Source organism: Pseudomonas triticifolii, assembly GCF_014358015.1.
Lineage (GTDB): Bacteria > Pseudomonadota > Gammaproteobacteria > Pseudomonadales > Pseudomonadaceae > Aquipseudomonas > Aquipseudomonas triticifolii.
On sequence record NZ_JACONV010000027.1, the window covers coordinates 32,684 to 58,052 of the forward strand.

19 protein-coding genes, 1 tRNA gene and 5 pseudogenes are annotated in these 25,369 nt (G+C 58.8%); 15 read left to right on the forward strand and 10 right to left on the reverse strand.

What is annotated here, in order from left to right:
* Positions 1-161 precede the first annotated feature (161 nt).
* On the reverse strand, positions 162-2,219 hold the full coding sequence (locus H8S56_RS22410; protein ID WP_024686065.1) for a methyl-accepting chemotaxis protein: 2,058 nt from the start codon (positions 2,217-2,219) through the stop codon (positions 162-164).
* Between the two features lie 631 nt (positions 2,220-2,850).
* Between H8S56_RS22410 and H8S56_RS22415 the strand changes: the two genes are divergently transcribed.
* A tRNA-Met gene (locus H8S56_RS22415) sits at positions 2,851-2,927 on the forward strand.
* 218 nt (positions 2,928-3,145) lie between these two features.
* The gene (locus H8S56_RS22420; protein WP_235986848.1) at positions 3,146-3,598 is read left to right on the forward strand and encodes a GFA family protein; all 453 of its coding nucleotides are present in this window, start codon (positions 3,146-3,148) and stop codon (positions 3,596-3,598) included.
* A 119-nt stretch (positions 3,599-3,717) separates the two neighbouring features.
* Here the strand turns inward: H8S56_RS22420 and H8S56_RS22425 are convergent, their stop codons facing one another.
* A complete protein-coding gene (locus H8S56_RS22425) occupies positions 3,718-3,975 on the reverse strand; it encodes a DUF1652 domain-containing protein (protein WP_024694417.1) in 258 nt (85 codons plus the stop codon).
* Positions 3,976-4,254: 279 nt separating this feature from the next.
* On the opposite strand from H8S56_RS22425, the pseudogene H8S56_RS25060 reads away from it, so the two are divergent.
* The 4 genes and pseudogenes from H8S56_RS25060 to H8S56_RS22440 all read left to right on the forward strand — a co-directional run.
* A pseudogene (locus H8S56_RS25060) lies at positions 4,255-4,767 on the forward strand (MCP four helix bundle domain-containing protein); the annotation flags it as partial.
* Between the two features lie 630 nt (positions 4,768-5,397).
* Positions 5,398-5,901: pseudogene (locus H8S56_RS25065) on the forward strand (methyl-accepting chemotaxis protein); the annotation flags it as partial.
* A gap of 160 nt (positions 5,902-6,061) precedes the next feature.
* Entirely contained in the window at positions 6,062-7,258 is a 1,197-nt protein-coding gene (locus H8S56_RS22435) for a GGDEF domain-containing protein (RefSeq protein ID WP_187519831.1), read from the forward strand.
* Between the two features lie 97 nt (positions 7,259-7,355).
* Entirely contained in the window at positions 7,356-7,784 is a 429-nt protein-coding gene (locus tag H8S56_RS22440) for a GNAT family N-acetyltransferase (protein ID WP_032622619.1), read from the forward strand.
* Between the two features lie 57 nt (positions 7,785-7,841).
* Here H8S56_RS22440 and H8S56_RS22445 read toward each other — a convergent pair.
* Together H8S56_RS22445 and H8S56_RS25070 are read right to left on the reverse strand one after the other, a co-directional pair.
* Positions 7,842-8,981 (reverse strand): annotated as a pseudogene (locus H8S56_RS22445) (methyl-accepting chemotaxis protein); the annotation flags it as partial.
* Positions 8,982-9,005: 24 nt separating this feature from the next.
* Positions 9,006-9,557: pseudogene (locus H8S56_RS25070) on the reverse strand (MCP four helix bundle domain-containing protein); the annotation flags it as partial.
* Positions 9,558-9,761: 204 nt separating this feature from the next.
* On the opposite strand from H8S56_RS25070, the gene H8S56_RS22450 reads away from it, so the two are divergent.
* Complete coding sequence (locus H8S56_RS22450) at positions 9,762-11,771, forward strand: alkaline phosphatase D family protein (RefSeq protein WP_187519833.1); 2,010 nt, start codon at positions 9,762-9,764, stop codon at positions 11,769-11,771.
* An 87-nt stretch (positions 11,772-11,858) separates the two neighbouring features.
* Entirely contained in the window at positions 11,859-12,578 is a 720-nt protein-coding gene (pcsA, locus tag H8S56_RS22455; protein WP_024686071.1) for a phosphatidylcholine synthase, read from the forward strand.
* Positions 12,579-12,628: 50 nt separating this feature from the next.
* Here pcsA and H8S56_RS22460 read toward each other — a convergent pair whose 3' ends face one another.
* The 3 genes from H8S56_RS22460 to H8S56_RS22470 all read right to left on the reverse strand — a co-directional run bounded on the left by H8S56_RS22460 (position 12,629) and on the right by H8S56_RS22470 (position 15,063).
* Positions 12,629-13,840 carry a sugar transporter gene (locus tag H8S56_RS22460; protein WP_187519834.1) on the reverse strand — a complete coding sequence of 404 codons (1,212 nt, stop codon included), beginning with the start codon at positions 13,838-13,840 and terminating at the stop codon, positions 12,629-12,631.
* Positions 13,841-14,209: 369 nt separating this feature from the next.
* Positions 14,210-14,659: a thiol-disulfide oxidoreductase DCC family protein gene (locus tag H8S56_RS22465; protein WP_024693985.1), complete on the reverse strand. Its 450-nt coding sequence runs from the start codon at positions 14,657-14,659 to the stop codon at positions 14,210-14,212.
* Positions 14,660-14,721: 62 nt separating this feature from the next.
* Complete coding sequence (locus H8S56_RS22470; RefSeq protein ID WP_187519835.1) at positions 14,722-15,063, reverse strand: zinc ribbon domain-containing protein YjdM; 342 nt, start codon at positions 15,061-15,063, stop codon at positions 14,722-14,724.
* A 280-nt stretch (positions 15,064-15,343) separates the two neighbouring features.
* Between H8S56_RS22470 and H8S56_RS22475 the strand changes: the two genes are divergently transcribed.
* The 3 genes and pseudogenes from H8S56_RS22475 (at position 15,344) to H8S56_RS25080 (ending at position 17,798) form a co-directional block, all read left to right on the forward strand.
* On the forward strand, positions 15,344-16,003 hold the full coding sequence (locus tag H8S56_RS22475; protein WP_187519836.1) for an HD domain-containing protein: 660 nt from the start codon (positions 15,344-15,346) through the stop codon (positions 16,001-16,003).
* Between the two features lie 70 nt (positions 16,004-16,073).
* A pseudogene (locus H8S56_RS25075) lies at positions 16,074-16,940 on the forward strand (MCP four helix bundle domain-containing protein); the annotation flags it as partial.
* A 69-nt stretch (positions 16,941-17,009) separates the two neighbouring features.
* On the forward strand, positions 17,010-17,798 hold the full coding sequence (locus tag H8S56_RS25080; RefSeq protein WP_408003842.1) for a methyl-accepting chemotaxis protein: 789 nt from the start codon (positions 17,010-17,012) through the stop codon (positions 17,796-17,798).
* Positions 17,799-17,852: 54 nt separating this feature from the next.
* On the opposite strand, the gene can is transcribed toward H8S56_RS25080, so the two are convergent.
* The gene (can, locus tag H8S56_RS22485) at positions 17,853-18,491 is read right to left on the reverse strand and encodes a carbonate dehydratase (RefSeq protein ID WP_024685763.1); all 639 of its coding nucleotides are present in this window, start codon (positions 18,489-18,491) and stop codon (positions 17,853-17,855) included.
* 161 nt (positions 18,492-18,652) lie between these two features.
* Between can and H8S56_RS22490 the strand changes: the two genes are divergently transcribed.
* On the forward strand, positions 18,653-19,060 hold the full coding sequence (locus H8S56_RS22490) for a hypothetical protein (protein ID WP_024685762.1): 408 nt from the start codon (positions 18,653-18,655) through the stop codon (positions 19,058-19,060).
* 18 nt (positions 19,061-19,078) lie between these two features.
* On the opposite strand, the gene rimI is transcribed toward H8S56_RS22490, so the two are convergent.
* Together rimI and H8S56_RS22500 are read right to left on the reverse strand one after the other, a co-directional pair.
* Positions 19,079-19,531, reverse strand: a complete 453-nt coding sequence (gene rimI, locus H8S56_RS22495) for a ribosomal protein S18-alanine N-acetyltransferase (protein ID WP_024685761.1) — start codon at positions 19,529-19,531, stop codon at positions 19,079-19,081.
* On the reverse strand, positions 19,524-20,321 hold the full coding sequence (locus H8S56_RS22500) for a hypothetical protein (protein ID WP_024693988.1): 798 nt from the start codon (positions 20,319-20,321) through the stop codon (positions 19,524-19,526). Before H8S56_RS22500 ends, rimI begins: the two co-directional genes overlap by 8 nt.
* Before the next feature lie 144 nt (positions 20,322-20,465).
* On the opposite strand from H8S56_RS22500, the gene mksB reads away from it, so the two are divergent.
* From mksB to mksF, 3 genes are read left to right on the forward strand one after another with little or no spacing between them, the layout of a single operon-like run.
* Complete coding sequence (gene mksB / locus H8S56_RS22505) at positions 20,466-21,743, forward strand: Mks condensin complex protein MksB (RefSeq protein ID WP_024693989.1); 1,278 nt, start codon at positions 20,466-20,468, stop codon at positions 21,741-21,743.
* The gene (gene mksE / locus H8S56_RS22510) at positions 21,733-22,434 is read left to right on the forward strand and encodes an Mks condensin complex protein MksE (RefSeq protein WP_073173212.1); all 702 of its coding nucleotides are present in this window, start codon (positions 21,733-21,735) and stop codon (positions 22,432-22,434) included. The genes mksB and mksE overlap by 11 nt, the downstream gene beginning before the upstream one ends.
* Entirely contained in the window at positions 22,431-25,250 is a 2,820-nt protein-coding gene (gene mksF / locus H8S56_RS22515) for an Mks condensin complex protein MksF (RefSeq protein ID WP_187519837.1), read from the forward strand. Before mksE ends, mksF begins: the two co-directional genes overlap by 4 nt.
* Positions 25,251-25,369 lie beyond the last annotated feature (119 nt).

Genomic DNA, 25,369 nt, shown 5'->3' on the forward strand with positions numbered 1-25,369 from the left:
ACCTTCAAGGCCTGGGCATTATGCCGCGCTGCCCGATTACCCGTCAGCTCTCCTGATGCCCGTGGCGCGCCCGTTGGTCGCACAATACACCGCGCTCAGAAACGAAAAAGACCGGACCGGGAATCCCGGGCCGGTCTTGATGATCTGCGTGTAGGGCGCTGTCAGCTCAGACGGAAGCGCGCGGTGTTGTCGTTCAACGCCCGACTGCCCTGGCTCAGCGTGTCCGCTGCGCGGTTGACCGCACGCGCCCCTTCGAGCAAGCGCCCGGCAGCCTGATCCACCTGCTGGATGTTGCTGCTGACTTCATCGGCCGTCGATGCCTGTTCTTCCACCGCTGTGGATATCTGCACCAGCGTGTCGGTAACGCCCTGCACCGCGGTGGCAATTTCGCCCAGCCGCTCACCGAGCCCGGTGACCGAGCGTGCATCGTTGACCGCCTGACCACAGGCCGCTTCCATCAGATCAACCGCCTGCGTCACGGTGGCGCGCAGGCTGTCCACGGTTCCGGCAATCTGCGCCGTCGACGCCTGAGTGCGTTGTGACAGGCTGCGCACCTCGTCGGCGACCACCGCAAAGCCGCGACCCTGCTCCCCTGCCCGTGCAGCCTCAATAGCGGCGTTGAGCGCCAACAGGTTGGTCTGCTCGGCAATGCCGCGAATGGCATCCACCACCGATTGAATCTGCTGGCCCTGCTCGCTGACACGGCCCAGTGCAGCGGCGGTTTCGGTCAGGCGCTGATTGAGTTGCTGAATGCTGCCGGTGGTACGCTGGCTGTCCTGGCTGCTCTGCTCTGCGATGGCACGCGTGTGCCGTGCGCTGGCCGAGGCCTGCTCACAGCTTCTGGCAACACCCTGAGACGTCGCCGCAAGCTCCGTGGCCGCCGCCGCGATCTGACTGATCTGCTGCTGCTGATCCTCGACTTCGTTGAGCGTACCGCTGGACTGAGCATTGAGCGTCAGCACCGCATCACCCACCCGCACGGTTTCCTCATTCACACCCAGCAGGCTGGTGCGCAACTGCACGACCGCAACGTTCAGCGCGCGACTGATGGCGGCCAGTTCATCGCGTCCCTGCACAGGGACCTCGACACACAGGTTGCCGTCGCGCAGGGATTCGGCGAGTGTCGTGATACCGCTGGCGCTCTGACGAATCGATGACTGCAGGCAGGCAAACAGGTACATCGCCAGCAGCATCAGCACCCCGAAGACCGCCGCCAACGGAATGAACTCCATGTTCGAGGAGTCATGGTAGTAATCAAGCCGGTCGTAGAGCGAAGTCAGCGACTGATTACGAAAATCCGCCATGCTTTTGGTCACGCTGTCGATGCTGCGCTCGAACTCTTGCGGCTTGAGCTTGATGCTGCCACCGAAGACGCCTTCATCGAGCACCTTCAACTCAGCGTTCAGCACCTGTGTCATAGCCGCGTACTGCGTCGCCCACGCCTGCATTTGTGCTGGCAGCTTGGACATCAGCAGGCCGCCAGCCTTATTCATCTGATCCTTGGCATCGTCGATACGACTGCGCAAATCGCGCATTTGCAGACGGCTTTGCAGACTGAATTGCCCCGAGGCGACCGAGGTCTGGCCAATACTGGACATGCGCCCGATACGCTCGATGAGATCCGGCACCTGCTGGGTGGACAGCTGCATCAGCATGTAGGTTTCAAGCCAGGGGTCGAGGATCAGGCCGCTGTCCATGGCGATCTGCTCGCGCAACGCCTGCACGTTACTCAGGGCAGTCGTAAAACGGTCGTACCCATCCGGCCACCAGCCCACAGTGCGCAGCGAAACGGTGTCCATGCCGGTAACGGACGCCTGAAGCGTCTTGTAGCGGTTCATGGTGTCGTCGGGGGCGCTTTCCTTGTTCAAGGCCGCGCCCAGGTTTTCAAGCGCCTTGGCAATGCGCGGATTCCCTGCATCGACATTGGCCATCGCTGCGCGGGCTTCCGGGGTCGGCTCCTTGAGGATGTCGGCAGCCTTCCAGCGCGCCGCATGATCGCGCTGGGCGGACAGCTCGACGTTCAGCTCATCGAGCGCCATCAATTGCCGCACACCTGACTGCTCGCCGGAGATAACCGCCAGCTTGTTGCGATAATCAGTAGCGATCACCCAGCCGCTGCCCACCAGCGGCAGCATGAACAGCAGGAACAAGACCTGAAACTTGCGAGCAAAACCAAAATGCCCCATCAAGCGCATGCCCGGTGACAAAAGACTGTTCATGTCCTGCAACTCCCCGTGTACACCTGCAACAGCGCAGCAGGTGTTTTTTTATAAAACGCTTACGGCAAAATGCCATGTAATTGATTCAGTTGCGATACATGTCGCCTCACATTGGTACGAAAAGTGAGGTCACTATTCTTTTTTTGTGTTGAAAAGTACTGTAATTGACGTATCCCACGCACCGAAGCAAGAACCGGACCGAACTGGCAGCTCTAAGAACCTGTTTTGCCCATGAACCATTCATTTTGCATCGGCAATATGAAAAGCAAGCGTCGCTCTCGGAACCGGTTCGACCCGCTGAATTGTCTGACACAGGAGGCCTCATTCATGAACAGGCCTTCAGCCTCGCCACGCATCGTCTTACAGCCATGAAAGCTCCAGTTGAACGAAGAGCAGGTCCAGGGCGTACGCGAAGAACTGCAACGGCTCACCTGTCCTGGAGGACTCAAAGACTGGCCAGGTTATCAACGCGACGTGAATGAACCCGATCAGTGTGGCGATCGGCTTCGCTAAACCCCTTGAAAAAGCGGCCTCGATAGCGGGTCGCAGGCTAACCGGTTGATCACACGCAATTATTTTTCACATTGACGCTTGACACATATGCGTTCTGCGCGAATAATGCGCGCCACTTGGCTACATAGCTCAGTTGGTTAGAGCATAGCATTCATAATGCTGGGGTCCGGGGTTCAAGTCCCTGTGTAGCCACCAAGTTCAACAAGAAGCCCGCCTCGTGCGGGCTTTCTTGTTTCTGGCTTTCCCTCATTGCATCCCCTGCGCCATCCCTCGGTGTATCGTCCTGTGTGTCTTTAGCAACTAATTGATGGTATCAACTGCCAGTGCGCTGAAGCGTTGCGTCCTGCTAAAGGCGTTCTGCGTCTTCTGCTGACGCAGCGGGCAAGTGAGACAGATAACCTGCTGCCCCATGAATGAACACCAAAGCGTGCCTGGCTGAATTTCAGTTGGGCACCCGGCATAAAATCGGCCACGGAATCGACATGCAAACCAACGCCAAAGATGGGCTGCTAGCAGGCTCTTGTCATTGTGGAAACGTGCGTGTGCTCATCCCGCATCTGCCCGCTCACGCTATCAAATGTAATTGCTCGATATGCCTGAGACTCGGTGCTGTTTGGGCTCAGTACGAAGCCGGTGCAGTCACGTTCGAAGGGCACCCTCAAAACACCTCATCGTACGTTTGGGGGCAGAAAACGCTGAGGACAATCCGTTGCAAAAATTGTGGATGTGTCACGCACTGGGAAGCCATCCTGCCCGAACCAGGTGTCGGCGTTGGCGTGAATATCAATAATTTCGATCGCGAACTGATCGGGATGACACCCGTGCGTCATTTCGACGGTGCCGATAGCTGGGCCTATCTAGAGTAAGGCGGGCACGTGTATTAGCAGGACGCCCGCAATTATGTCCCGTTCTACCGAGGCAAAGAGGCCGTCGATGAGTTTCCGAAAGTAGCCCGGTCTGGGCTGGCGCCGGGTTTTCAGCCCGCTTATGCCAGTCGCTTCATGGACAATTCCATCTGCCCCATGAGGTCTCTCTGCTCTTTCAGTGAAAGCACCAGCCGTGCAATGGATCTGCTGGTGGACAGCTCAGACAGAGGCAACCCCGTCACATAGAGCTGCAGGTCGCCTGATTCGGGGTTGAGGAGCTTGACGGAAAACGTGTCGTCCGCCGCCATGACGCATTCGCATCGGGAGGGCGAAAAAGCTGTTTCGAGAACTCGTTGAAGATCGGGCTTTGAATACATCGTGCATCCTCCGCTGACTAAATCGCTTCACCCAGAATAGTCGAGTACTACGCCAAAAAGCCAGGTAGATGGTCGGCAGCCGACGTTCCACCGACAATTACAAAATACGCCTCGATATTTTCTATCACGTAAAAATTTATGATTACCCTTTTCTATTGATGACGTTGCACATTCTTTATTAGCCCCTCTACCCACTCTGTCGTATGTTCTCGACACTCAAGATGATGACGCTATGGCATCATCGCCATACCCTATCCGGTAACTCCGAGCCCACCCCCCATGAAAAAACCAGTTCGCCTTGCTACCCGCATCGGTCTCGGCTTCGCCGCTATCGTATCGCTGCTCGTTCTGATTACGGCCGTGGGTATCCAGCGTGTCGGCGTGATAGACGCCACGCTGCAAGACGTCAATGACAACGCAGCCAAGGTCCAGCGCTACGCCATCAACTTTCGCGGCAGCGTGCACAATCGGGCCATCGCCATACGCGACGCCGTGCTGGTGAATAACGATCAGGACCTGGCCATCCATCTGGCTGAGGTTACGAGCCTGGAAAAAGCCTACGCCGACTCGGCCCGCCCTATGGATGTGCTGATCAGTTCGCCGGGGGTGACACGCGAAGAGCAGGAACTGCTGCGCGCGATCAAAGACATTGAAGTGAAAACGCTGGCCTCGACCAGGGCTGTGATAGACCTGCGCCGCGCCGGTGACATTGCGGGTGCCCAGGCGCTGCTGCTCAGTCGCACGTCAGGCGATTACAGTGAATGGTTGAAGCGCATCAACGCGCTGATCGATTACGAAGAAGCCACCATCAAGGCTCAGCTCAATGAGGTGCAGACAACCGCAAGCCGGTTTTCCGGATTGATGCTGCTGGCCACCGGCGCAGCCTTGCTGCTAAGCATCGCTCTGGCGTTCTTTATCATTCGCTTCGTGAAATCCACACTGGGCGCTGAACCTGTCGACGTCGCCGAAGCGATCCAGCAGTTGGCCGCTGGCGATCTGCGGCAGACCATCGTCACGCATTACCCCGACAGCGTGATGGGTGTGCTGAACACCACGCTTGGCCGCCTCGCCGACACTATCACCCAGGTGCGCCTGTCAGCGAATGAGGTCAATCAGTCTTCCAGCCAGCTTTCGGCGACCTCCGCACTCAACAATGACCACATCAGCCTTCAGACACGCGAGGCCGAGCAGGTTGCGACGGCCATCAAGCAGATGGCGGCAACGGTGAGTGAGGTGTCCGATTATGCCTCCAGAGCGGCAACAGCCACCCGCGAGGCGGACAGCGAAGTCGAGAGCGGCAACCGCCTGGTGGCCGATACCACGCAAGCCATCGAAGAATTGGCAACGGCGCTGGGGCACACCACTGTCACTGTCGAAGAGGTGTCCAGGCACAGCGAAAGCATCGAGACCGTCATTGAAGTCATCAACTCCATTGCATCACAAACTAACCTGCTGGCGCTGAACGCAGCTATCGAAGCCGCTCGTGCAGGCGAGTACGGACGAGGATTTGCCGTGGTGGCCGATGAGGTACGTTCGCTGGCCAACCGTACTCAGCAGTCGACCCAGGAAATTCGTGAAATGATCGGCAACCTGCAAAGCGGAACCGAGGCTGCGGCACAGACCATGCGCAATTGTTGCGACCTGGTCACCCGGACGGTCACGCAAACCCGTAACGCTCAGAGTGCGCTGTCGAAAATCAGTCAGGAAGTAGGTGCCATCAATCAGATGAACGCCCAGATCGCCAGCGCTGCTGTCCAGCAAAGTGCGGTCGCCGAAGATGTTGCCAAAAACATCGGCCGCATCCACGACTCGACAGTCAGGTCGGCAGCAGGATCGCACCAGATCGCGGGCGCCAGCAAAGCGCTGGAATTGCTCGCCGACCACCTGACCCAAAAAGTGGCCATTTTCAACGTGGGCACCCCCTGAGCCAAGGGCGCTACCTCTGTAAATCGTATTCACGTGACCCCGGCAAAAACGGACAACGCCTTGCCGTAAAATATCGGCAGCTAAAAGCACACATCGAATGATGGCACTAAGACATCGTCTACGCTGTCGTAAAAGACTCGTTGCTATTACCCGGTGCCGCATGCTCACTCCCGCCCTAGACCGTTCAGGCCTTGAAGACTCGCAGACGCTTGCCGAGGTCGAGCGAACGATTGCCTCAGGGGTGAGCAGGTTGAGGTTCAGCCCGGCGCTCGAACAACGGTATGAGGCGGATACGCAGCAACAGCGACGTCGCTTCATCACTGCTGTGGGTATCGTCGGTGTGGTGGTGTACAACCTCTACCTGATCAGCGACTGGCTGATGCTGCGCGATGTATTCGTCTATGCAGCGCTGGGCAGACTGTGCGTGATTACCCCGATGCTTATCGCCATGTTGCTACTGATTCAGCGCATGAAGTCCAGATGGGCCATGGAGACGACTGCGGCGGTCGGCACGGTACTGTCGTCGCTGATGCCACTGGCCGTCATGTTGTACAGCGACACCCCCTATAAACTCCACTACCAGTTGGGCATGCTGCTGGTCATGGTGTACTGCACGATGATCCAGCAGTTGCCGTTTCGCTACGCCGCCGTTGCAATGCCGTGCATGCTTACCATCCTGCTTGTCATTACCCACCTCGCCGCCTTCCCTGATGCCATGACCTGGCAGGCCAATGCATTGCTCTTCGTCTGCACCGTGGCTCTATTGTTGATGGCGTCCTACTTCCTCGAGCGAGGTGCCCGGCTGAGCTATCTATTCGCGCTGCGCGGGCGGTTGCTGCACGTGCAGTTGATGGAAGTCGCGCGCACCGATGCCCTGACCCGACTGTTCAATCGCCGCTATCTGGACGAGCTGGTGACCTCGATCTGGGAGCGAGCGCGTGATAAGCCAACGAAGGTCGCGTTCATCCTGCTGGACATCGACCATTTCAAATCCTACAACGACAACTACGGTCACCCTCAGGGCGACAGCTGCCTGAAGCTGATGAGTCAGGTGATTCAGCAGAACGCACAGGAAAAGGGTGCCGTGGCGTTTCGCTACGGCGGTGAGGAGATTCTGATTCTGATGGTCAACACGGACGCGGCTCAGGCCAGGGATCTTGCCGATACCCTGAAAGCCGCGCTGGCCATGCTAAAACTGCCCCATCCGGCGCAAGGTGACGGCGCAGTGGTCACTATCAGTCTGGGCGTCGCGGCGGCAACCGCACCCAGCGCCACGGCCGATCAGTTGATCAACGCCGCTGATATCGCGCTTTACGCGGCCAAGCACGCCGGGCGCAACTGCATCCGTATGGCCTGAAGCGACGCTGTCAGGTTCGTGCGCGGCGACTGGGCTTTACCCTGTTTGCGTAGCGCTCTACTCTCCCGGACTGCAATCAATGGCTGGGAGCCACCGTATGAGCGTGCACATCGAAGTCAAGACCGACCCCACCGAGGACGACCGTCTGGCGATTCTGGAGCCTCTGAGGCGCTACAACGCCCAGCAGGCCGGGGATGGACTGTCAGAAAAAATCGCGCTGCTGGTACGTGATGACCAGACAGGGGAGATCATTGGCGGCCTCCATGCGCGGGTTCTTTATCGCTGGCTGTTCATCGAGCTACTGGTGGTGCCTGAGCAAACCAGAGGACAAGGCACGGGCAGCCGCCTGATGCAGATGGCCGAGGAGCTGGCCATCGACAAAGGTTGCGTCGGAATCTGGCTGGACACCTTCGACTTTCAGGCACCGGACTTTTATCGACGCCACGGCTACACCGAATTTGGCCAGATCGACGATTACCCACCTGGCCACACACGCTTCTTTTTTCAGAAGCGCTTGAGCCTCTGACCGAATGCGTCATTCGTAAACGCCGCGCGTCCGGGACGCGCGGTCCTTGCTCAACCATCAGACCTTGAATTTGCCCACAAGGTTGTTGAATGAGATAGCCAGACGCGAGAGTTCCTGGCTAGACGCGCTGGTCTGGTTGGCGCCAGCGGCGGTCTGGGTGGAAAGGTCCTGAATGTTGATCAGGTTGCGATCCACTTCGCGAGCCACGTGGGACTGCTCTTCCGAGGCCGTCGCAATCAGCATGTTACGGTCGTTGATTTCCGAGATGCTCAGGGCAATGCGTTCCAGCGATTGACCCGTGGCCTGCGCCAGCGACTGCGTATTGCTGGCCAGTGTGCGGCTATTGCCCATGGCGCGAACCGCCTGGTCAGCGCTGCTCTGGACGCTGCCGATCATCGCCTCGATCTCACCAGTGGAGGCCTGGGTACGCGCGGCCAACGCACGCACTTCATCAGCCACGACCGCAAAGCCCCGGCCTTGCTCGCCTGCACGGGCCGCTTCAATAGCTGCGTTGAGCGCCAGCAGGTTGGTCTGTTCGGCAATGCCGCGAATCACGTCCAGCACCTGCCCGATTTCGCGAACACGTCCTGCCAGTTCTTCCACCATCGCGGTGGAACTGCTGATCTCGCTGCTCACTGTATTGATGGCGTTCACCGCTTCACGCGCCTGGTCACGACCGTTGGCGGCCTCGGTACTGGTCAGCTTCGAGGCATCGGAGGTCGACATGGCGTTGCGTGCTACCTCTTCAACGGCGGCAGTCATTTCCGTGACGGCAGTGGCAGCCAACTGGATTTCGTCATTCTGACGCGTCAGACCACGACTGCTTTCCTCGGTCACCGCATTCAACTCCTCGGCGGCCGAAGCGAGCTGGTCCGCCGCGCTGGAAATCTGCCCGATGGTGCTCTTGAGGCTGCTCTGCATATCCCCCAGCGCGGACAGCATCAGCCCGGCTTCATCGCGATGAGTGCTGACAATCGGCTGGGTCAGGTCGCCGCCTGCAATGCGCTGCGCATTGACCAGCGCAGAGGCAATCGGCCGGCTGATCACGCGGCTGATGAACATCCCCAGCAGGAACGCCGCCAGGAAGGCGACACCGATGCCGATGTAAAGATTGAGCTTGGCAGCGGACTCGGTCTTGCCAGCAGCGACGGCACCCTCACCCGTCTGGCGAGCGTTGGAGTCCACCATGATGTTCAGCTCATTCATAATCTTGCGATAGATGTCGCGCACCTCGCCGTCGATCAGGGATCTTGCCGCCACGATGTCACCGGACATTGCCACGCTGATGGCCCGATCAACTAATGCCTGATAAGCAGGCCAGTCTTTGTCCATCAGCTCCGCAGCGGCGCGCTCGTCGTCCGCAAGCGGCGTACTGCGGTAGATGGCGTAAGCCTTTTCAGCCTGAGCACGGTTTTCACGCAAGTTAGCAATAACCTCGTCCTTGGCGCTCTGCGGCGCATTAGCGGCTACTGCCGACAGCAGGCGGTACAAGTCACGGTTCTGGGCAATGGCGTTGGTCTTGGTCTCGCTGGTTTTGGCGACCGAGACCAGGTTGTTGGAGAACGTGAGCTTGAGTCTCTCGGAAAGGTCACCGATGCCCTGACTACCGATCATGCCTACCACAAGGGTGATGAGCGCACAGAGCGCGAACGAGATGAAGAGTTTGGTGGACAGCTTGGCGTTGTAGAACCAGTTCATGACAGAACCCTTAGTCAAAACAGCTGGGTGAGGCTCCCTTACAAAACGCGTGCATGCGTCGACGTGGAGCTCCATGTACACCGTCTATCGGCAATGCACCAAAACACTAAAGTGTACGAACGATACTTTCTGAGATGACGTAAGAGCTTTCTCACGGAACGCCTTGTCCTTAGGGAACGTTGAAACATGCTGAGAGCAATACGCTTTTGTGTAACAGGAACTTTCCAGCTGCCCTGCGTTACTATTTCCAGTCTTTATCAGTCAGAGCCTTAAATCAGGATGCACCCCTCGCCCGCAACACAGCCTGCTTCGTTACCTGTCGTTCTTGCCGGTCCCGTACTGCGCCGCCAGGAAGCCAATCGTCTGGTTTTATGGCTCGTGGGCTCACGCCCACTGCCCCTGACGTTGCGCCTGCGGGTTGTCGGGCACGCTGATGCGGCGTTCGCGGACTACCCGCTCGACGACCAGCAATGCCAGGTCATTGCCATCGGCCAGCGTGCGTTCATCCATTTAATTGATGTGCATCTGGACCGTGAGCTGCCCCGGGACTGCCTGATCGACTACGATCTGCGCATCGACGACGAGCAGACCGGCATTGCCGACTGGGCACCTCACCTGCTGTACAGCGGCGCGAGCTACCCCAACTTCGTGGTGCGCAGCACCATCGACCACATGCTCCACGGCTCGTGTCGCAAGCCTCATCACGGCTCGGCGGAAGGATTGCTGTGCGTTGACCGCCTCTTGGCGGAGTCTACCGATCCGTTGCAGCGCCCCGCGCTGCTGATGATGAGTGGCGATCAGGTTTACTCGGACGACGTTGCAGGCCCGATGCTGCGCGAGATTCACCTGCTGATCGACCGTCTGGGATTGTTCGACGAGATGCTTGAAGGTGCAGTGGTTGATGACAGCCAGAGCCTGTATGACCACCCGGCCAGCTATTATCAGCGCGCCGACCTGCTGCCCGCCTTGAAAAGCAATGACACGCTGCGTGAGCGTTTCTTCGGCGGCACCAGCAAGCCAGTATTCACCAGCGCGACCGCCGACAACCATCTGGTGACGCTGGCAGAGGTCATGGCGATGTACCTGCTGGTCTGGTCGCCGACCCCTTGGTCCCTGGTCAAACCGGACATGCCGGCGCTCGACACCGAAGAGCGCGAGCGTTATGCCAGGGAACAGGTGATCATCGACGATTTCCGTGACGGCCTGGGTGGCGTCGCTCGCGCCATGGCGCACCTGCCGTGCATGATGATATTCGATGACCACGACATCACCGACGACTGGAACCTGTCAGCGAACTGGGAACAGACCGCTTATGGCCATCCCTTTTCGAAACGCATTATCGGCAACGCGCTGATCGCCTACCTGCTGTGTCAGGGCTGGGGCAACAACCCGGACGCGCTGAGCGAACTCATCGGGCAAGCCCAGATACTGAGCAAGGAAGCGCTCAGCGACAACCATCAGTTGCGCAGCAAGACTCAGGATGCGCTGATTGATCAACTGTTGAAATTTCAGCAATGGCACTACGTGCTGCCGACCCGCCCCGCGCTGGTGGTGCTGGACACGCGCACGCGTCGCTGGCGCAGTGAATCGAACTTCAATCACCCGTCCGGCCTGATGGACTGGGAAGCGCTGTGCGAACTGCAGCAGGAACTGATTGATCACAAATCAGCCATCATCGTTTCGCCTGCGCCGATCTTCGGGGTCAAGCTGATCGAGGCCATCCAGCGTATTTTCAGCTGGTGCGGCTACCCGTTGCTGGTCGATGCGGAAAACTGGATGGCCCATCGTGGCGCTGCCCAGGTCATTCTGAACATCTTCCGGCACTCCAGAACGCCGGGCAATTACGTGATCCTGTCGGGTGATGTTCACTACTCATTCGTCTATGAAATCCTGATTCGCCATCGCAATGGCGGCCCCCGTATCTGGCAAATCACCAGCAGTGGAATCAAGAATGAATTCCCTCGACGTCTGCTGGACACTTTTGATCGGTTGAATCGGTGGTTATACTCGCCACGTTCGCCGCTGAACTGGTTCACCCAGCGACGCCTGATGAAGGTAATCCCACGGACGCCAGAACACAGCAAAGCCGGCGAACGGCTGTGGAATTCTGCGGGTGTGGGTCAGGTTTTGTTCAACGACAAAGGCCAGCCAACGCTGATCAACCAGCTCAATGCCAATGGCGCGCCACCTACCCGCTTCGTCGAACCGGAAGAATACAGAGACGAGCGGTCCAGTTCGGATCGCCGTTTTCTGGAAAACGACAGGGAAACGAGCGATAGTCACCGCTGAACCTTATCGCCGGTTGCCGGGTCGATAGTTGCTACCGGTCAGGTTTACGGCAAACCCTGACAAGCATTATTTCCTGGAGAGCGCCCCGTGATAACCAATCAACGCATAGCCAGACTCAACGCCTGGGGCGCGCATGGCTTCACCGCCACTGGCGTGGTCCTTGCGTTCCTGGCGACGATTGCCCTGTTCAACAATGAACCCAAAGCCTGCCTGTTGTGGCTTGGCGCTGCCCTGATCGTGGATGGGGTGGACGGTTCGCTGGCCCGCAAAGTCAACACCACCTCGGTGCTGCCGCACTTCGACGGCTCGGTGCTGGACCTGGTCATTGACTACCTGACCTATGTGTTCATTCCTGCACTGTTCCTCTACCGCTACATCCCAGTGCCTGATTACACGCTGCTGCTGAGCGTGTCGGTGATTCTGGTGTCGTCGCTGTTCTGCTTCTGCAACGTCGATATGAAGAGCAAGGACAATTACTTCCAGGGCTTCCCCGCCGCATGGAACGTCGTTGTACTGTGCCTCTATATCCTCTCGCCAAGCCCGTGGATGACGTTCATCACTATCATCGCGCTGGCGCTGCTGACCCTGACCCGCATGAAGTTTCTGCACCCGTTCCGGGTACGCCGTTTCATGCCAATCAACATTGCGGTCACAGCGGTCTGGTTGCTAGCGAGCGCACTGCTGATCATCAACCATCCGCACAACGGCCCGGTTGTCATGGGGCTGTGGCTGGCGATGTCGGCGTATTTTCTGGGGATTTGTATCTGGAGAACGTCGCTGGAATGGCTGGGCCGTCTCAAGGCCTGACCTGACGGGCTCACTGACCGGCAAGGCCGGTCAGTGAGTCAATGAACTGATCAGAATTTGCGTTCGGCCTGAAGTTCGGCAGCCTCGGCCGACTTGCCGAAGTGATAGGTGGTAAAGCAGCACAGCGCCAACCCGCAAAGGGCCAGCAGGCCACCGACAATACCGACGTTCGATACGCCCAACTGACTGCTCACCACACTGCCGAGCAGCGCCCCGCCACCAATCCCGATATTGAAGATCCCCGAGAACAGCGCCATCGCCACGTCCGTTGCATCCGGTGCCAGCGACAGCACGCGGGCCTGCAACAGCAAGCCGAAGCTCATGATGGCCATGCCCCACACCACGGTCAGCGTGCCCAGCGTCACGGCATCGCCGGACAACGGCAGCAGCATCAATAGACACAGCGCAATGGTGCCAATGGCTGTGATCAACAGGCCATTGGGAAAACGGTCACTGAACAGGCTGAACACGATCGAACCCATGACGCCCGCGCCACCGAAGACCAACAGCAGGATGGTGGTGACTTCGCCGCTCAGGTGCGCAACGGTCTCCGTGAAGGGCTCGATATAGCTGTAGGCTGTGAAGTGAGCGGTGACAACCAGCACAGTCAGCAGATACACCGCCATCAGTTTCGGGCGCTTGAACAGCATCGGCAGGCTTCTCAGCGATCCTGAGTTCTGGCTTGGCAGCAGAGGCAGTGAGCGGGTCAACAGCACCACGACCAAGGCGGCAACGCCTGCGATTCCCATGAAGGTTGTGCGCCAGCCCAGCGCTTCGCCCAGCACCCGACCCAACGGAATGCCCAAGACCATGGCCAGCGACGTGCCGGTGGCCAGCAATCCCAACGCCTGGACCTGCTTGCCGGGCGGCGCGATACGTACCGCCAGCGATGCCGTGACCGACCAGAACACCGCATGCGCAAACGCAATGCCAACCCGACTGATCAACAACACCGTAAAGCTGGTGGCCACGGCCGAAACAATGTGGCTGACCACGAACACACCAAACACTACGATGAGCAATTTGCGCCGCTCGATATTGCGCGTCATCAGCATCATCGGCAGCGACATCAGCGACACGACCCAAGCATAGATCGTCAGCATCAGGCCGACCTGCGCCGTGGTCATGTCAAAGCTTTTGCCGATGTTGCTCAGCAAGCCGATCGGCACGAACTCCGTGGTATTGAAAATGAAGGCAGCGAGGGCCAGGGCGAGTACGCCAAGCCAGCTGCCGGTATGTGCATTCGGAGGTGTCGTCATCAAAAATATACAACGCTAAAAGTGGGTTGCGACCCGAAGGTCTACCGCCACACATGTGCATCACGTATGGCATTTTTACAAATCCGGGGCTGCCGCTTGTCAAACCGGCGCCATCGCAGCAAGCCGCCATTCATAGCGCTTGTGTGCCGCGAGACCGCGCGCCGTCAGACACATGACAACATTCCCAACGAAAAAACCAACGCGAAAACGCCCCGCTCAATGATGAAGACCGAGCGCAGCGTGCGAAGTGGATTATTGTCGATATGGGAGATGCAGCCGAATGAGCGAAATTCTAAGGCCCGATGCAGTGGATCACAACACATCCATGAAACACACGTGCGGCAAGTGACCGCCGGTCATGTAAGGATCGCCTTATCCACGCTCTGACGAAGACGCCCCGAGAAAGCGCGTCTCATGATCAGGCGATGGCAGCAGGCACTGATCGTAACGGCCAAACAGGCGATAGCGGTTCCGCGCGATGCGGTTGTAGGCCCAGTCGCGCAGGAAACGCGGAAACACCCGCAGGACACTCAGCAGCGGCCACGGCGCAGGCAATAAACGCATGATGTGCAGAAAGCCGTCGGAGCGCAGATACACGCGGTCGTTCTGGATCACCGCAATGGTATGAAAGTCATCCAGTGGCAGCCCCGCCCACCTCAGCAACGTCTGGCCTTCTTCGGACTGCACTGCCGCCAGTCGCAGGCGCCGCTCTGGGTCGTGGCGAATCAGGAACTTCACCACGCCGTTGCACAGTTTGCAGACGCCGTCGAACAGCACGACGCACTCATCCGGCTTGAGATAGGGTGCGGGCGTTTTCGGCATGAGCGGGCCCTGCTGTAGAAAAGAAAAGGCTCCGCCGGTCATTAGACCGGCGAGGCGTGGGATCAGACCTTGCGGACAAACTCGGACTTGAGCTTCATGGCACCGATGCCATCGATCTTGCAATCGATGTCGTGATCACCATCGACCAGACGGATGTTCTTCACCTTGGTGCCGACCTTGACCACCAGCGAAGAACCCTTGACTTTGAGGTCCTTGATCACGGTGATGGTATCGCCGTCCTGCAACACGTTTCCGGTGGAATCCTTGATGACTTTCACGTCGTCAGCGGCATCGCTGCTGCCACCGTCAGCGGACCACTCATAGGCGCATTCCGGGCAGATCAGCAAAGAGCCGTCTTCGTAAGTGTATTCGGAATTGCATTTCGGGCAGGACGGTAAGCTCACAGGGGTTCTCGCATCGGGTAAAAACCATGGATTATAAAGGGCTTTTACACTTTCAGGGGGCGAGCGCGCGTTTTAACGCCCTACCCTTCACAGGTGCGGCCAGGTTTCACCCAGCAACGCCAGCATCGGCTGGTTATTGCGATACTTTTCCTGCAATTGATGCCACATCAGTTCCAGCTCATTGCACCCGTCGAAGGTCGGATCATGTTTCCCGGCACGCTGGTCTCTCGATCAGCTTTCTGCAATGCTTCGGTCAGCGCACATGCATCGGGAGACGTAGATGATTACCGACCGCTTCGCCCCGTTCGAAGATCTGGCTCGCGTGTTGATCCCGCATACCCACGCCGAGAAAGTCGACGGTTCACACGATATCGCGCACCTGCTGCGCGTCTGGAAGAATGTCTGTGCCATCCGCAACCATGAGGGCGGTGACGCGCGACTGCTATTGGCGGCCACGTTGCTGCATGACTGTGTCGCCGTTGAAAAGAACTCGCCCTTTCGCGCCAGCGCATCGCGACTCGCGGCAGCCAGGGCAACCGACGTGTTGACTGAAATGGGCTGGGACGAACTCAGCATTGCCTCGGTCGCCCACGCCATCGAGGCCCACAGCTTTTCTGCGCAGATCACGCCGCTGACGCTTGAGGCCAAAATCCTGCAGGACGCCGACCGCCTCGATGCGCTGGGCATGGTCGGCGTAGCACGGGTGTTTTACGTGTCCGGACGCATGGGTCGCCATCTGTACGACCCCGAAGATCCTCAGGCCACACAGCGCCCCTATGACGACCAGCAGTTTGCGGTGGATCACTTTCACACCAAGCTGCTGCATCTGGCCGACGGTTTTCAAACCGATACGGGCGCTTCTCTGGCGAAAGTGAGGCATGAGCGACTCAAGCGCTGCCTGGACGAATTGATGGAAGAAATCGGCGTTTCAGACGACTGACGCCTCACGATCTGGCTCTTTCGGACATCCAGGCGACACCCGCAAAAGATGTCACAAAGACATCACACAGATGCCTTATAAACGGCTCTCCGAAAGGGTCCGCTTATTAAGGTCATGTGCCGTGAAAAAATTCCTGCCCCGTTTCTTGCGCCGACAGTCCAGGACGACAGTGCTGCGCCGCTTCAAAATCACGCCACGCCTGGTGATCTGCTTCGGTATCACATCATTGTTGATGGTCGCGCTGGGCGCTTTCTGTCTGCTGCAGATGCAGTCGATCCGCAATCAGGGCGAAGCTGTAGAGAGCGGCGCGCTACCCAGCATTGCCATGGCCGATGCCATTGCCATCGGCCTGGTCAAACTGCGCAGCGAGACAACCCGCCTGATTGCCAACGCCGATGATCCGGGCGCAGTCATCAACAGCAAGATCAACGTCGAGCAGCTCAAGAACGAAGTCGAAAAAGGCTTCGCGGATTACCTGGCGCGTGTCACCACAGGTACCGAACATGATTCGATCATCGCCCTGCAGGACGCCTACAAAGCCTTCATGCCAGGGTTGCAGGATCAGATTGCCCTGATCGAACAAAACAAGCTGAATGACGCACGCATGCTGGCTAATACCATGCTGGCGATGCAGGGCGACCTGATGGACATGCAGGTGCAATTGCTGCGCGAACTCAACAAGCAAAGTGCCGCTGCTGCCGTAGACGCCGCAAGCGTCAGTTTCGAGCAAACGCGCATCATTGCGCTAAGTGCTATTGCATCCGCCCTGATATTGACCCTGCTGCTGGCCTGGCGCCTGAGCGTGAGCATCATCCACCCCGTTCGCCACGCCCTGCACATCGCCAGCACGATTGCCGATGGCGACCTCACCCAGCACGACATACCGCAAGGCAAGGACGAAACCGCGCTGCTGCTGACCACACTGGGGCGCATGCGCACCAACCTGCATGGCACCATCGATCAGATCTATGCGGCCGCCACGCAGTTGTCTCAGGCGGTGCAGGAAATGGGCAGCATTGCAGAAGCCAGCGCCCTCAATCTCAAGTTGCAGAACACCGAAATCGAACAGGCGGCAGTGGCCGTTAACCAGATGAGTCAGGCTGCCGTCGAAGTGGCAGGCAATGCCAGCAACACAGTGAGCGAGTCCGAAGCGTCCACTCAGGCGGCAGCGCAGGGCCAGGTCAAACTGTCGGCAACCATCAGCTCAATCAAGGAGCTGACCGAGAACGTGCTGGACTCTTCGCATCAGGCCGAAGGGCTGGCCGAGCGCACTCAGAGCATCAGCAGTATTCTTGATGTGATTCGTGCCATCGCCAACCAGACCAACCTGCTGGCGCTCAACGCCGCCATCGAAGCAGCACGTGCCGGTGAAGCCGGGCGCGGGTTTGCCGTGGTCGCCGATGAAGTTCGCTCACTGGCGCAGCGCACCAGCGCCTCGACCACGGAAATCGAAGGGTTGATCAGTGGCGTGCAGCAAAGCACCCAGCAAACCGCCAGCTCACTGCGTAACACGGCTTCGCAAGCCAGCCTGACTCTGGAGCAAGCCGCTGCGACCGGCGAGGCACTTAACGTGATCATCAGCTCGACCGGCACCATCAACGACCGCAATCTGTTGATCGCCAGTGCTGCAGAACAGCAGGCGCAGGTGGCGGGTGAAGTGGACCGCAACCTGAGCAGCATTCGCGACTTGTCGACGCAAACCGCATCCGGCGCGCAGCAGACCACGGTCGCCAGTAACGCATTGTCGATGCTGGCGACCGATCTGAACCTGATGGTGCAACGATTTGTCCTGTGAACACCGGGCGCTGTGTGCCTTGCAGGCAGCACAGCGCCGGATACGGACGTTCGATCAGTCCTGCGGACGCAGGCGATACTGAGGCGGCAACTGCTCGAAGCCGCTGATGGTGGTGTCCAGACTCTTCCAGCGGCCATCCTTGATGCCATAGATGCAGCCATGCACCGAGAGGCTCTGACCACGGTGCCAGGCGTTCTGCACGATGCTGGTGTGGGCGACGTTGGCGACCTGTTGAATCACGTTCAGCTCGCACATGCGATCGACACGCTCTTCTTCGGTAGGCAGTTGCGCCAACACATTACGATTTTCGTAATACAAGTCACGAATCGTGCGCAGCCAGCCGTCGATCAGGCCGAACTGACGGTCCTGCATGGAGGCGCGAACGCCGCCACAGCCATAGTGACCGGTCACCAGAATGTGTTTGACCTTCAAGACGTCCACGGCGTACTGAATCACTGACAGGCAGTTCAGGTCCGTGTGCAGCACAACATTGGCGACGTTGCGGTGTACGAACAGATCGCCAGGCAACATGCCGACAATCTCGTTGGCGGGAACGCGTGCATCCGAGCAACCAATCCACAGAAACTCCGGGGTCTGCTGGCGAGCCAGCTTGGCGAAGAAATCAGGATCCTCCTGTTTGATCGCCTCGGCCCAACGTGCATTGTTATCAATCAAATCTTGTAGATCGTTCATGCTTTGATGCCTCGTTTATGGTGCTCAGCGTTGGACTGGTCTTCGGCACCGGGAGTCACGTCTTTGTGCCACTACTTGCAATCACCTTGCATGACAAAAAAAGGAATCTTCAAAGGTGCGACCGGTCCACCTAACAAGACCACCTGCAAAGAGGATTTGTCATGAACGATTCACGCCGTCCATTCGATGCCACCCAACCGGAGCCCATCGACGACAACGAAGACCGGATGGGCTCGATGGAAGAGCTGAACTTCAAGGATGAAGAAACCGCCCGTATCGGTGATCTTATTCCCGAAGACGAGCTGCAACATGAAATTCCGGATGAGCGCGTACGCCAGGCGGGAATGACAGGGGCATCCACGCCAGACCATCAGCCGACCGACGACGACCTTTCCCCGGAAACATTGATTCACGAAGACGGTGCGCGCTCGGCCAATGAACGCGGCGAAAACAGCCCTGCGGACCTGGACCTGACGGTCGTCGATGAAGACGATATCGGTGGAGGTGATGGGCTGGATGAAGAAGAAATGGCTATCGTCGACCCGCTGGACGGCAAGGCCGGGCGCTGAGGCCGGTTATGACCCGGTTTATTCCAGCAGAGTACAGGCCATGACCACAGCGTCTTCGCGACCGCCCACTGCCGGGTAATAATCGCGCCGCCGGCCTATCTCGTTGAAACCGTAGTTTTCATACAGACGATAGGCCGGGCGGTTGCTGTCGCGCAGCTCAAGGAAGCACTCACGGGCATTGAGCGCATAGGCACGCTTCATCAGGTGGTCCAGCAGCAGAAGCCCCAGGCCACGGCCCTGACTTTCGGGCTTCACCGTGATGTTGAGCAGGTGTGCTTCGTCGATGATGACCTGAACCACGCCATGCCCTACCTGCTGAGCGCCTTCGAACATCAGCCAGATTTCATACGACTTGAGCCCGTCCAGAAAAATGCCACGGGTCCAGGGATGGCTGAAGGCTGCGTATTCGATCTTCAGCACCGCATCCAGATCGGCCTCGGTCATCGGGCGGAAGCTTATTGCATCACTCATCAATTGTTTTCCAGCGCGTCATCAGCCGACGCATGGCTGTCCAGACATCGGCCTTGCGTTCAGGCTCGTCCATCAGTAATTCCAGCCCCGGCAGCGCCCAGGCAGTACCCAGGCCCTCCACCTGAAGCTCGCGATTATAGGATTCGGCATCGGCTTCGCCAGCGAATTTCACGGCAGGCAGACCGACCAGCCACAGACAGGCGCACGGCTCATCCTCAAGCCTGGCACCCACGAAACCCTGCAAGAAATCACGCGCCGCTTCCGGCCCCTGATCCATCTGACCACGAACCAATAACGGCCAGCGCACAGGCTCGCCGATGATCTGCGGGCTGTCCGGCAAACCGGCGGCACGCAGCATGTCCTTGAGCAACAGATAGGAGGGGTCGCGACTCTGGAACGGCTGGCCAGTGGATAACTCCACCAGCAGCAAGCAACGTCCGGCACGCAGTAATTGCAGGGCAAAGCGCGGCGGCGGGATCACCACTGCCTTGGGCGGCGCGGGTTCGGCCTCCTCGGCGGCAGCCGCGACGGTTCGGGTACTGGCCAGAGAGGGCCGCGGTACTTCAATCCTGGGGCGCTCAGGCGGCCGTTGCATCGGTACGACGTTATCCGCGACCACCGGCTCAGGCGACGAAACTGCTGGCACGGCACTCGGCACCTCGACCGGCGGCGGCAACGGCGCGAGCAGTTCCGGACGGGACGGTGCAGCGAACGGCAGTTCAGTGCGCGGCAGCCAGTTGACCACCTGCATGGCGGTCAGATAGGCGCGGCGACGGGACTCATTGAGCAAGGGTCGGTCACCTGTGGATAAGTTAGGCGCGCAATTCTAGCGTTGTTCGCCCGTTCGTGCTGCAGCATATCGTCCGGCGGTGAAATCTTGGGCGAATGATGCAGTACAATCGCCGCCTTTCATTTGCCAACAGTCGGCCTCTCCATGATCGAACCCAAGCGCGTCTTGCGCGCCCTTGCCGAGCATTGGGCGCTACTCGAGCCCTTATGCGAACACTTCGACCAGGGCACCCTGAGCCTGAGCGAGTTGCGCCTGCAGCTTGCCGCTCAACAACAGGACAGCACCCCGCAAGACATCACCAATCTGCTGGACGTGTGGATTCGTCTGGACATTCTGGTACCTGTCGCCAAAAGCCCGAACCGCTTTGAACTCAACGCGCAGATTCACGACTTTCTGTCGTACCTGCGCCGCGAACACCGTCTGGGCCTGTGCCTTGAGATCGAAGCCTATCTGCGCCATCTGGAGCGCCTGGCCGGTTACATCCAGGACGCTTTCGATATCCGCGATGCCAATGACCTGGCCCGGCAACTGCGACTGCTGGACATGCGCGTACGCGACGTACTTAAAAAGCTCGCCAATGACGAACAGGCACTGGTGGCTGTAGCCGATCGCGCCAAGACCAGCGACCGACAGATCCCGCTACGTCAACGCTATGCAGAAGTGCTGGCAACGTGGGATGAGTATGTCGAGCCGATGATTCAACTGGTCAACGCCGACGGCGCGTTCGAGCAAGGTGTGCGTAAGGTCGAAAATGTTCTGCTGCGCCTGCTGACCGAACAGCAACGTCTCGGTCATCTGGTCGATGACGACATGCTGCTGCGCACCCATGCGCGCATTCTGGAAATGCAGACCAGCGCCCAGCTCACTCTGCGTCATGCTCGCGAGCTGCTGTTGCCGCTGCGCGAAGAAGCACGCCGCCACAACGCGGTCACGCGAGGTGCCGCGCTGGCGCTGTCGGCCATCCGCCGTAAAGGGCTTGATGCGGTGCCGCAGGCGGCGATGCCGATGTTCACGCGTCCGCAAAGCACCTTTCTGGGCAGCGCCAGTCAGGTTGAAGCCTACGTTTACGCTTTGGCACGCTTCGAGCCCAAACCCGCACGCTTTCCCAAGGCCAGCACCACGCGCAAAGGCGAGCCACCGCGCGCGCCACGTACGGTCAAGGAAATGCTTGATCGCTGTGAAAACGCTCTGCCGATGCCGGACCTGATGACCTGGCTGCTGGAGCAGGAACCGAACGGCGAAACAGAAGAATTGCTGTACTGGTTTTCGCGCCTGTCCCGCGACAAGCGCTTCGAGCGCGAACGCCTGGAGCGCCGCGACTACTACACACGGGAGCACCGCGTCAGCCTGCGCTCCTTTGCCCTGCTTGCTGGTGAAGACAAGCAGCCAGAGAATTCCGAGAGCACTGTTCATGCATCTTGATCTATCCGAAATGTCCCAGCTCGCCCCGATCTTTCGCGAGCTGTTCAAGGGCTACCACGTCAGCCGCCGCGACCCGGAACTGTACGCTCAACTCTCCAATTTCCAGGACCAGTACCGCACCCTGTTCAAGGCACTGGGCTTTGAGCTGGTGTGCGACACCCGCGGCTTCTATTACTTCGTGCCAGACCTGGCTGCCGCGCAGGTCAACAAGACTGCACAGCGCCTGGCACTGTTCACCTTCATTCTGGTTGAGCACCTGGCCGATCAGGGTCGCGACCCGATGGCGGTGCTGGACGGCGGCAGCCTGGGGCGCGATGAGCTGCCCTCCATGCTGGAGAAGTACCGCGACCTGTTTCTGCAGGCCGAGGTCCAGACCCAGGAAGAACTGGAAGAGAAAATCATGCGCCGCATGACCCAACTGGGTTTTGCCAGCGAAGAAGTCGGCACCTATCGCTTCTTGCCGCCTATGCACCGTTTTCTCGACGTGTGCCTGTCAGTGCAACAGGACCGTGACCTGGCAGCCAGCCTGCACAGCGCCCTGCCCTTGCCGACGCCCGTTCTCATCGATGACGACAGCGATGAAAAGCTGCTGGAAACCGACGATCCACTGGACCTGGCTGAATTCAGCGAGGAAACCGAAGAAGAGGCTCTGGCTCGCGCCATCGCCGATGAACAGGAGTTGGACGCATGAGCCAGGAACGCTTTGGCATTCGCCGTTTCGCCCTGTTGAATACCGCAGGCTACAGCCTGGGTCTGTTCCCGCTGGAGAATCCGCTGTCGGTGTACGGCGCGAACAACCTCGGCAAAAGCGCCTCGATCAACGCGCTGCAATTCCCGATTCTGGCGCGCATGTCAGACATGAGCTTCGGCAAATACAGCCTGGAGCAATCCCGGCGCTTTTACTTTGCCTCGGATACCAGCTACATCCTGGTCGAGGTCTCCCTGCCTCACGGCCCGCACGTCATAGGTGTAGTTGGACGCGGCCCGGGCGGTGGCTTCGGGCACCAGTTCTTCGCCTACGCTGGCGAGCTGGACCTGGGGCATTACCAGAAAGATGACACCTGCCTGCGTCAAAAGGAGCTGTTCAGCAATCTGGAAAGCAAGGGCCTCAAAGCCTACGAGCTCAAGCCAGACGAACTGCGTCGCCTGCTGGTCGGCGGCCACACCTCGATTCCGCTGGACCTGACGCTGATCCCGCTGCGCTCGACCAGCGAGCAGAGCCTCAAGACCTTCCGCGCACTGTTCATCAACCTGTTGCACATGCGCGAGATCACCGCCGCCAAACTCAAGCAGCTGTTTCTCGATGCGTTCGAGCACAGCCTGCGCTCCGGCAGCGTCGATTATATTGCCGCGTGTGAAGAAGCCTTCCGCGATGTGCGCCGCATGGAACAGGACTACAACTCGCTGGTGCTGGCCGGACCGTTGGTCGAGGCACTGGCTGCAGGCGTCAAGCAACGCGACCTGCTACGCGGCAAACTGCATCGCCTTTCACCGGTGCTGGACTCGCTGCTGGGTACCTGGTCGGACTATTCCGGGGCCCGCAAGGAAGAACTGGTCATCCAGGCTGAGCACTATCGCGCTCAGCAGGATGCCATGCAGAACGACCAGCGCAGCAGCACTCAGGAGCTGATGCGTCTGGAACGCGAAATCAGCAGCCTTCAGCGCTGGCTCGGTGAGCTTTCCGTACTGAAAAACCGTTTTGCCCTGGTCGACGACGTCAAAGTCCTGGAGCAGCAATTGCTCGCCGCCAAGGATGCTCACGATGAGCTGGCCGGTGCACTGGCACAGTCTCGGCAGTTCAGCGCCGAGGACCTTGATGAACGACTGCGCGACTTGGAGAAGCGTCTCAAATCGGTCAAGCAGCAACTCGATCACGCAGACAACAACAGCTATGCGCGCCTGCGCGAAGAGTTCTCGCAGCCCGATGTCGAACGCCTGATGCGCCTGTTCAACAGCTCGCTGTTCAGCCTGCCGCTGGGCGACCAGGGCATTGCACTGGATGACGGCGATGCATGGGTCAAATCGCTGGAAACCATTCTGGATGGCTTCAAGGGTGATCAGTTCGCGGTGCCTGGGTTGACGATCAACCTGTCAAGCATCGAACCTCCCGCACTGCAGGCTTTGGCCGATCGTGCCGCGCTGCGTGATCAGAAGGAGCGGCTGGAAAAAGAACTGAAGCAACTCAAGACTCAGCAGGCTGTGGCGGCAGACCGCTCGGCCAGCAAGACGCAAACCGAAGCGCTGTATCAGCAAGTGCTGGATGCCCAGAAAGCACTGGAAGACTTCCGTCGTTGCCAGACCTTGAGCGCAGAAGAGTCTTCCAAGCTTGAAGATCTGGCGCAGATGGAAGCGGCGCAGGATGAACTGAAACGCTCAAGCGATGCATTCACCGAGCGCGTCCAGCAACTGTCGGCCAAGCTGCAATTGGTCGCACGGCAGATCGGCGATCTGGAATCCAAGCAACGCACGCTGGACGACGCATTGCGCCGTCGACAGTTGTTGCCGGCGGACCTGCCGTTCGGCACGCCATTCATGGACCCCATAGATGACTCCATGGACAACCTTCTGCCGTTGCTCAACGACTATCAGGACAGCTGGCAAGGCTTGCTGCGCAGCGATGGTCAGATTGAAGCGCTTTACGCACAGGTTCGCCTCAAAGGTGTGGCGAAGTTCGACAGCGAAGACGACATGGAGCGTCGCCTGCAGTTGCTGATCAATGCGTATGCGCATCGCACCGACGAAGCGCTGACACTGGGTAAGGCACGCCGTGCGGCCGTCACCGATATCGCGCGTACCCTGCGCAACATTCGCAGCGACTACGACAGCCTCGAACATCAACTCGCCCTGTTCAACCGCGAGATCAACAAGCGTCAGGTGTCCAACCTGTCGAGCTTTCGTATCGTGCTTGCACCCAACAAGGAGGCGCTCAAGCACATTGATCAGATTATCCACAGCGCGGGTCAGTACGAAGAAGGCGAGACACTGTCGGTTTTCGACCTGAGTCAGAGTGCCGAACAGGACAACAAGAACGAAGAAGCCAAGGAGTATCTGGCAAGACTAGTGGCGGCAAACCATAACCAGTTGGGTCTGAAGGACCTGTTCGAACTGGCTTTCGAGATCACCAAGGTCAACGGCCAGCCGGTTATCCACACCGACATAGACGGTGCAGCCTCCAACGGCACCACCATGACCATCAAGGCGCTGACCAACATGTACCTGTTGCTGCACTTGATGGATCGTGATCAGGCGGGTCGAGTGCGCTTGCCTTACTACCTGGATGAAGCCGCAGACATCGACGAAAAGAACCAGGCAGCACTGCTGGAAACCAGCTTGCAACTGGGCTTTGTGCCGATCCTGGCGAGCGTGAAGCCACAAGTCTCTGCCCACGTTGCCATCGACCTGGAAGGCGGAAGCGGGCCTAACGGCATCTATATCGATGAAGCTGACTGGAAGTACATTCAGCGTCGTGACGACGTGAAGGCCAAGGCTTCGGAGCTGGCGTCGTAAGTCTGGGGAGTTGTGATCAGAAGGCCGCATGCAGATGCGGCCTTTTTTGTGGGCTGCGTTCTGTGGGCGTTGCAGGTCAGGGAATGGCGAAGGGCAAGTACGCTGAATGCCAAACACAC

Excerpts from the sequence above, each read along its gene's own strand:
- H8S56_RS22435 (WP_187519831.1), top strand. The coding sequence starts at position 6,062 with ATGCTCACTCCCGCCCTAGACCGTTCAGGCCTTGAAGACTCGCAGACG.
- mksE (WP_073173212.1), top strand. The coding sequence starts at position 21,733 with ATGCATCTTGATCTATCCGAAATGTCCCAGCTCGCCCCGATCTTTCGC.
- H8S56_RS22475 (WP_187519836.1), top strand. The coding sequence starts at position 15,344 with ATGATTACCGACCGCTTCGCCCCGTTCGAAGATCTGGCTCGCGTGTTG.
- H8S56_RS22450 (WP_187519833.1), top strand. The coding sequence starts at position 9,762 with ATGCACCCCTCGCCCGCAACACAGCCTGCTTCGTTACCTGTCGTTCTT.
- can (WP_024685763.1), bottom strand. The coding sequence starts at position 18,491 with ATGAACGATCTACAAGATTTGATTGATAACAATGCACGTTGGGCCGAG.
- H8S56_RS22420 (WP_235986848.1), top strand. The coding sequence starts at position 3,146 with ATGAACACCAAAGCGTGCCTGGCTGAATTTCAGTTGGGCACCCGGCAT.
- H8S56_RS22490 (WP_024685762.1), top strand. The coding sequence starts at position 18,653 with ATGAACGATTCACGCCGTCCATTCGATGCCACCCAACCGGAGCCCATC.
- H8S56_RS25080 (WP_408003842.1), top strand. The coding sequence starts at position 17,010 with ATGGGCAGCATTGCAGAAGCCAGCGCCCTCAATCTCAAGTTGCAGAAC.
- rimI (WP_024685761.1), bottom strand. The coding sequence starts at position 19,531 with ATGAGTGATGCAATAAGCTTCCGCCCGATGACCGAGGCCGATCTGGAT.
- mksF (WP_187519837.1), top strand. The coding sequence starts at position 22,431 with ATGAGCCAGGAACGCTTTGGCATTCGCCGTTTCGCCCTGTTGAATACC.
- H8S56_RS22410 (WP_024686065.1), bottom strand. The coding sequence starts at position 2,219 with ATGAACAGTCTTTTGTCACCGGGCATGCGCTTGATGGGGCATTTTGGT.
- H8S56_RS22425 (WP_024694417.1), bottom strand. The coding sequence starts at position 3,975 with ATGTATTCAAAGCCCGATCTTCAACGAGTTCTCGAAACAGCTTTTTCG.
- H8S56_RS22465 (WP_024693985.1), bottom strand. The coding sequence starts at position 14,659 with ATGCCGAAAACGCCCGCACCCTATCTCAAGCCGGATGAGTGCGTCGTG.
- H8S56_RS22440 (WP_032622619.1), top strand. The coding sequence starts at position 7,356 with ATGAGCGTGCACATCGAAGTCAAGACCGACCCCACCGAGGACGACCGT.
- mksB (WP_024693989.1), top strand. The coding sequence starts at position 20,466 with ATGATCGAACCCAAGCGCGTCTTGCGCGCCCTTGCCGAGCATTGGGCG.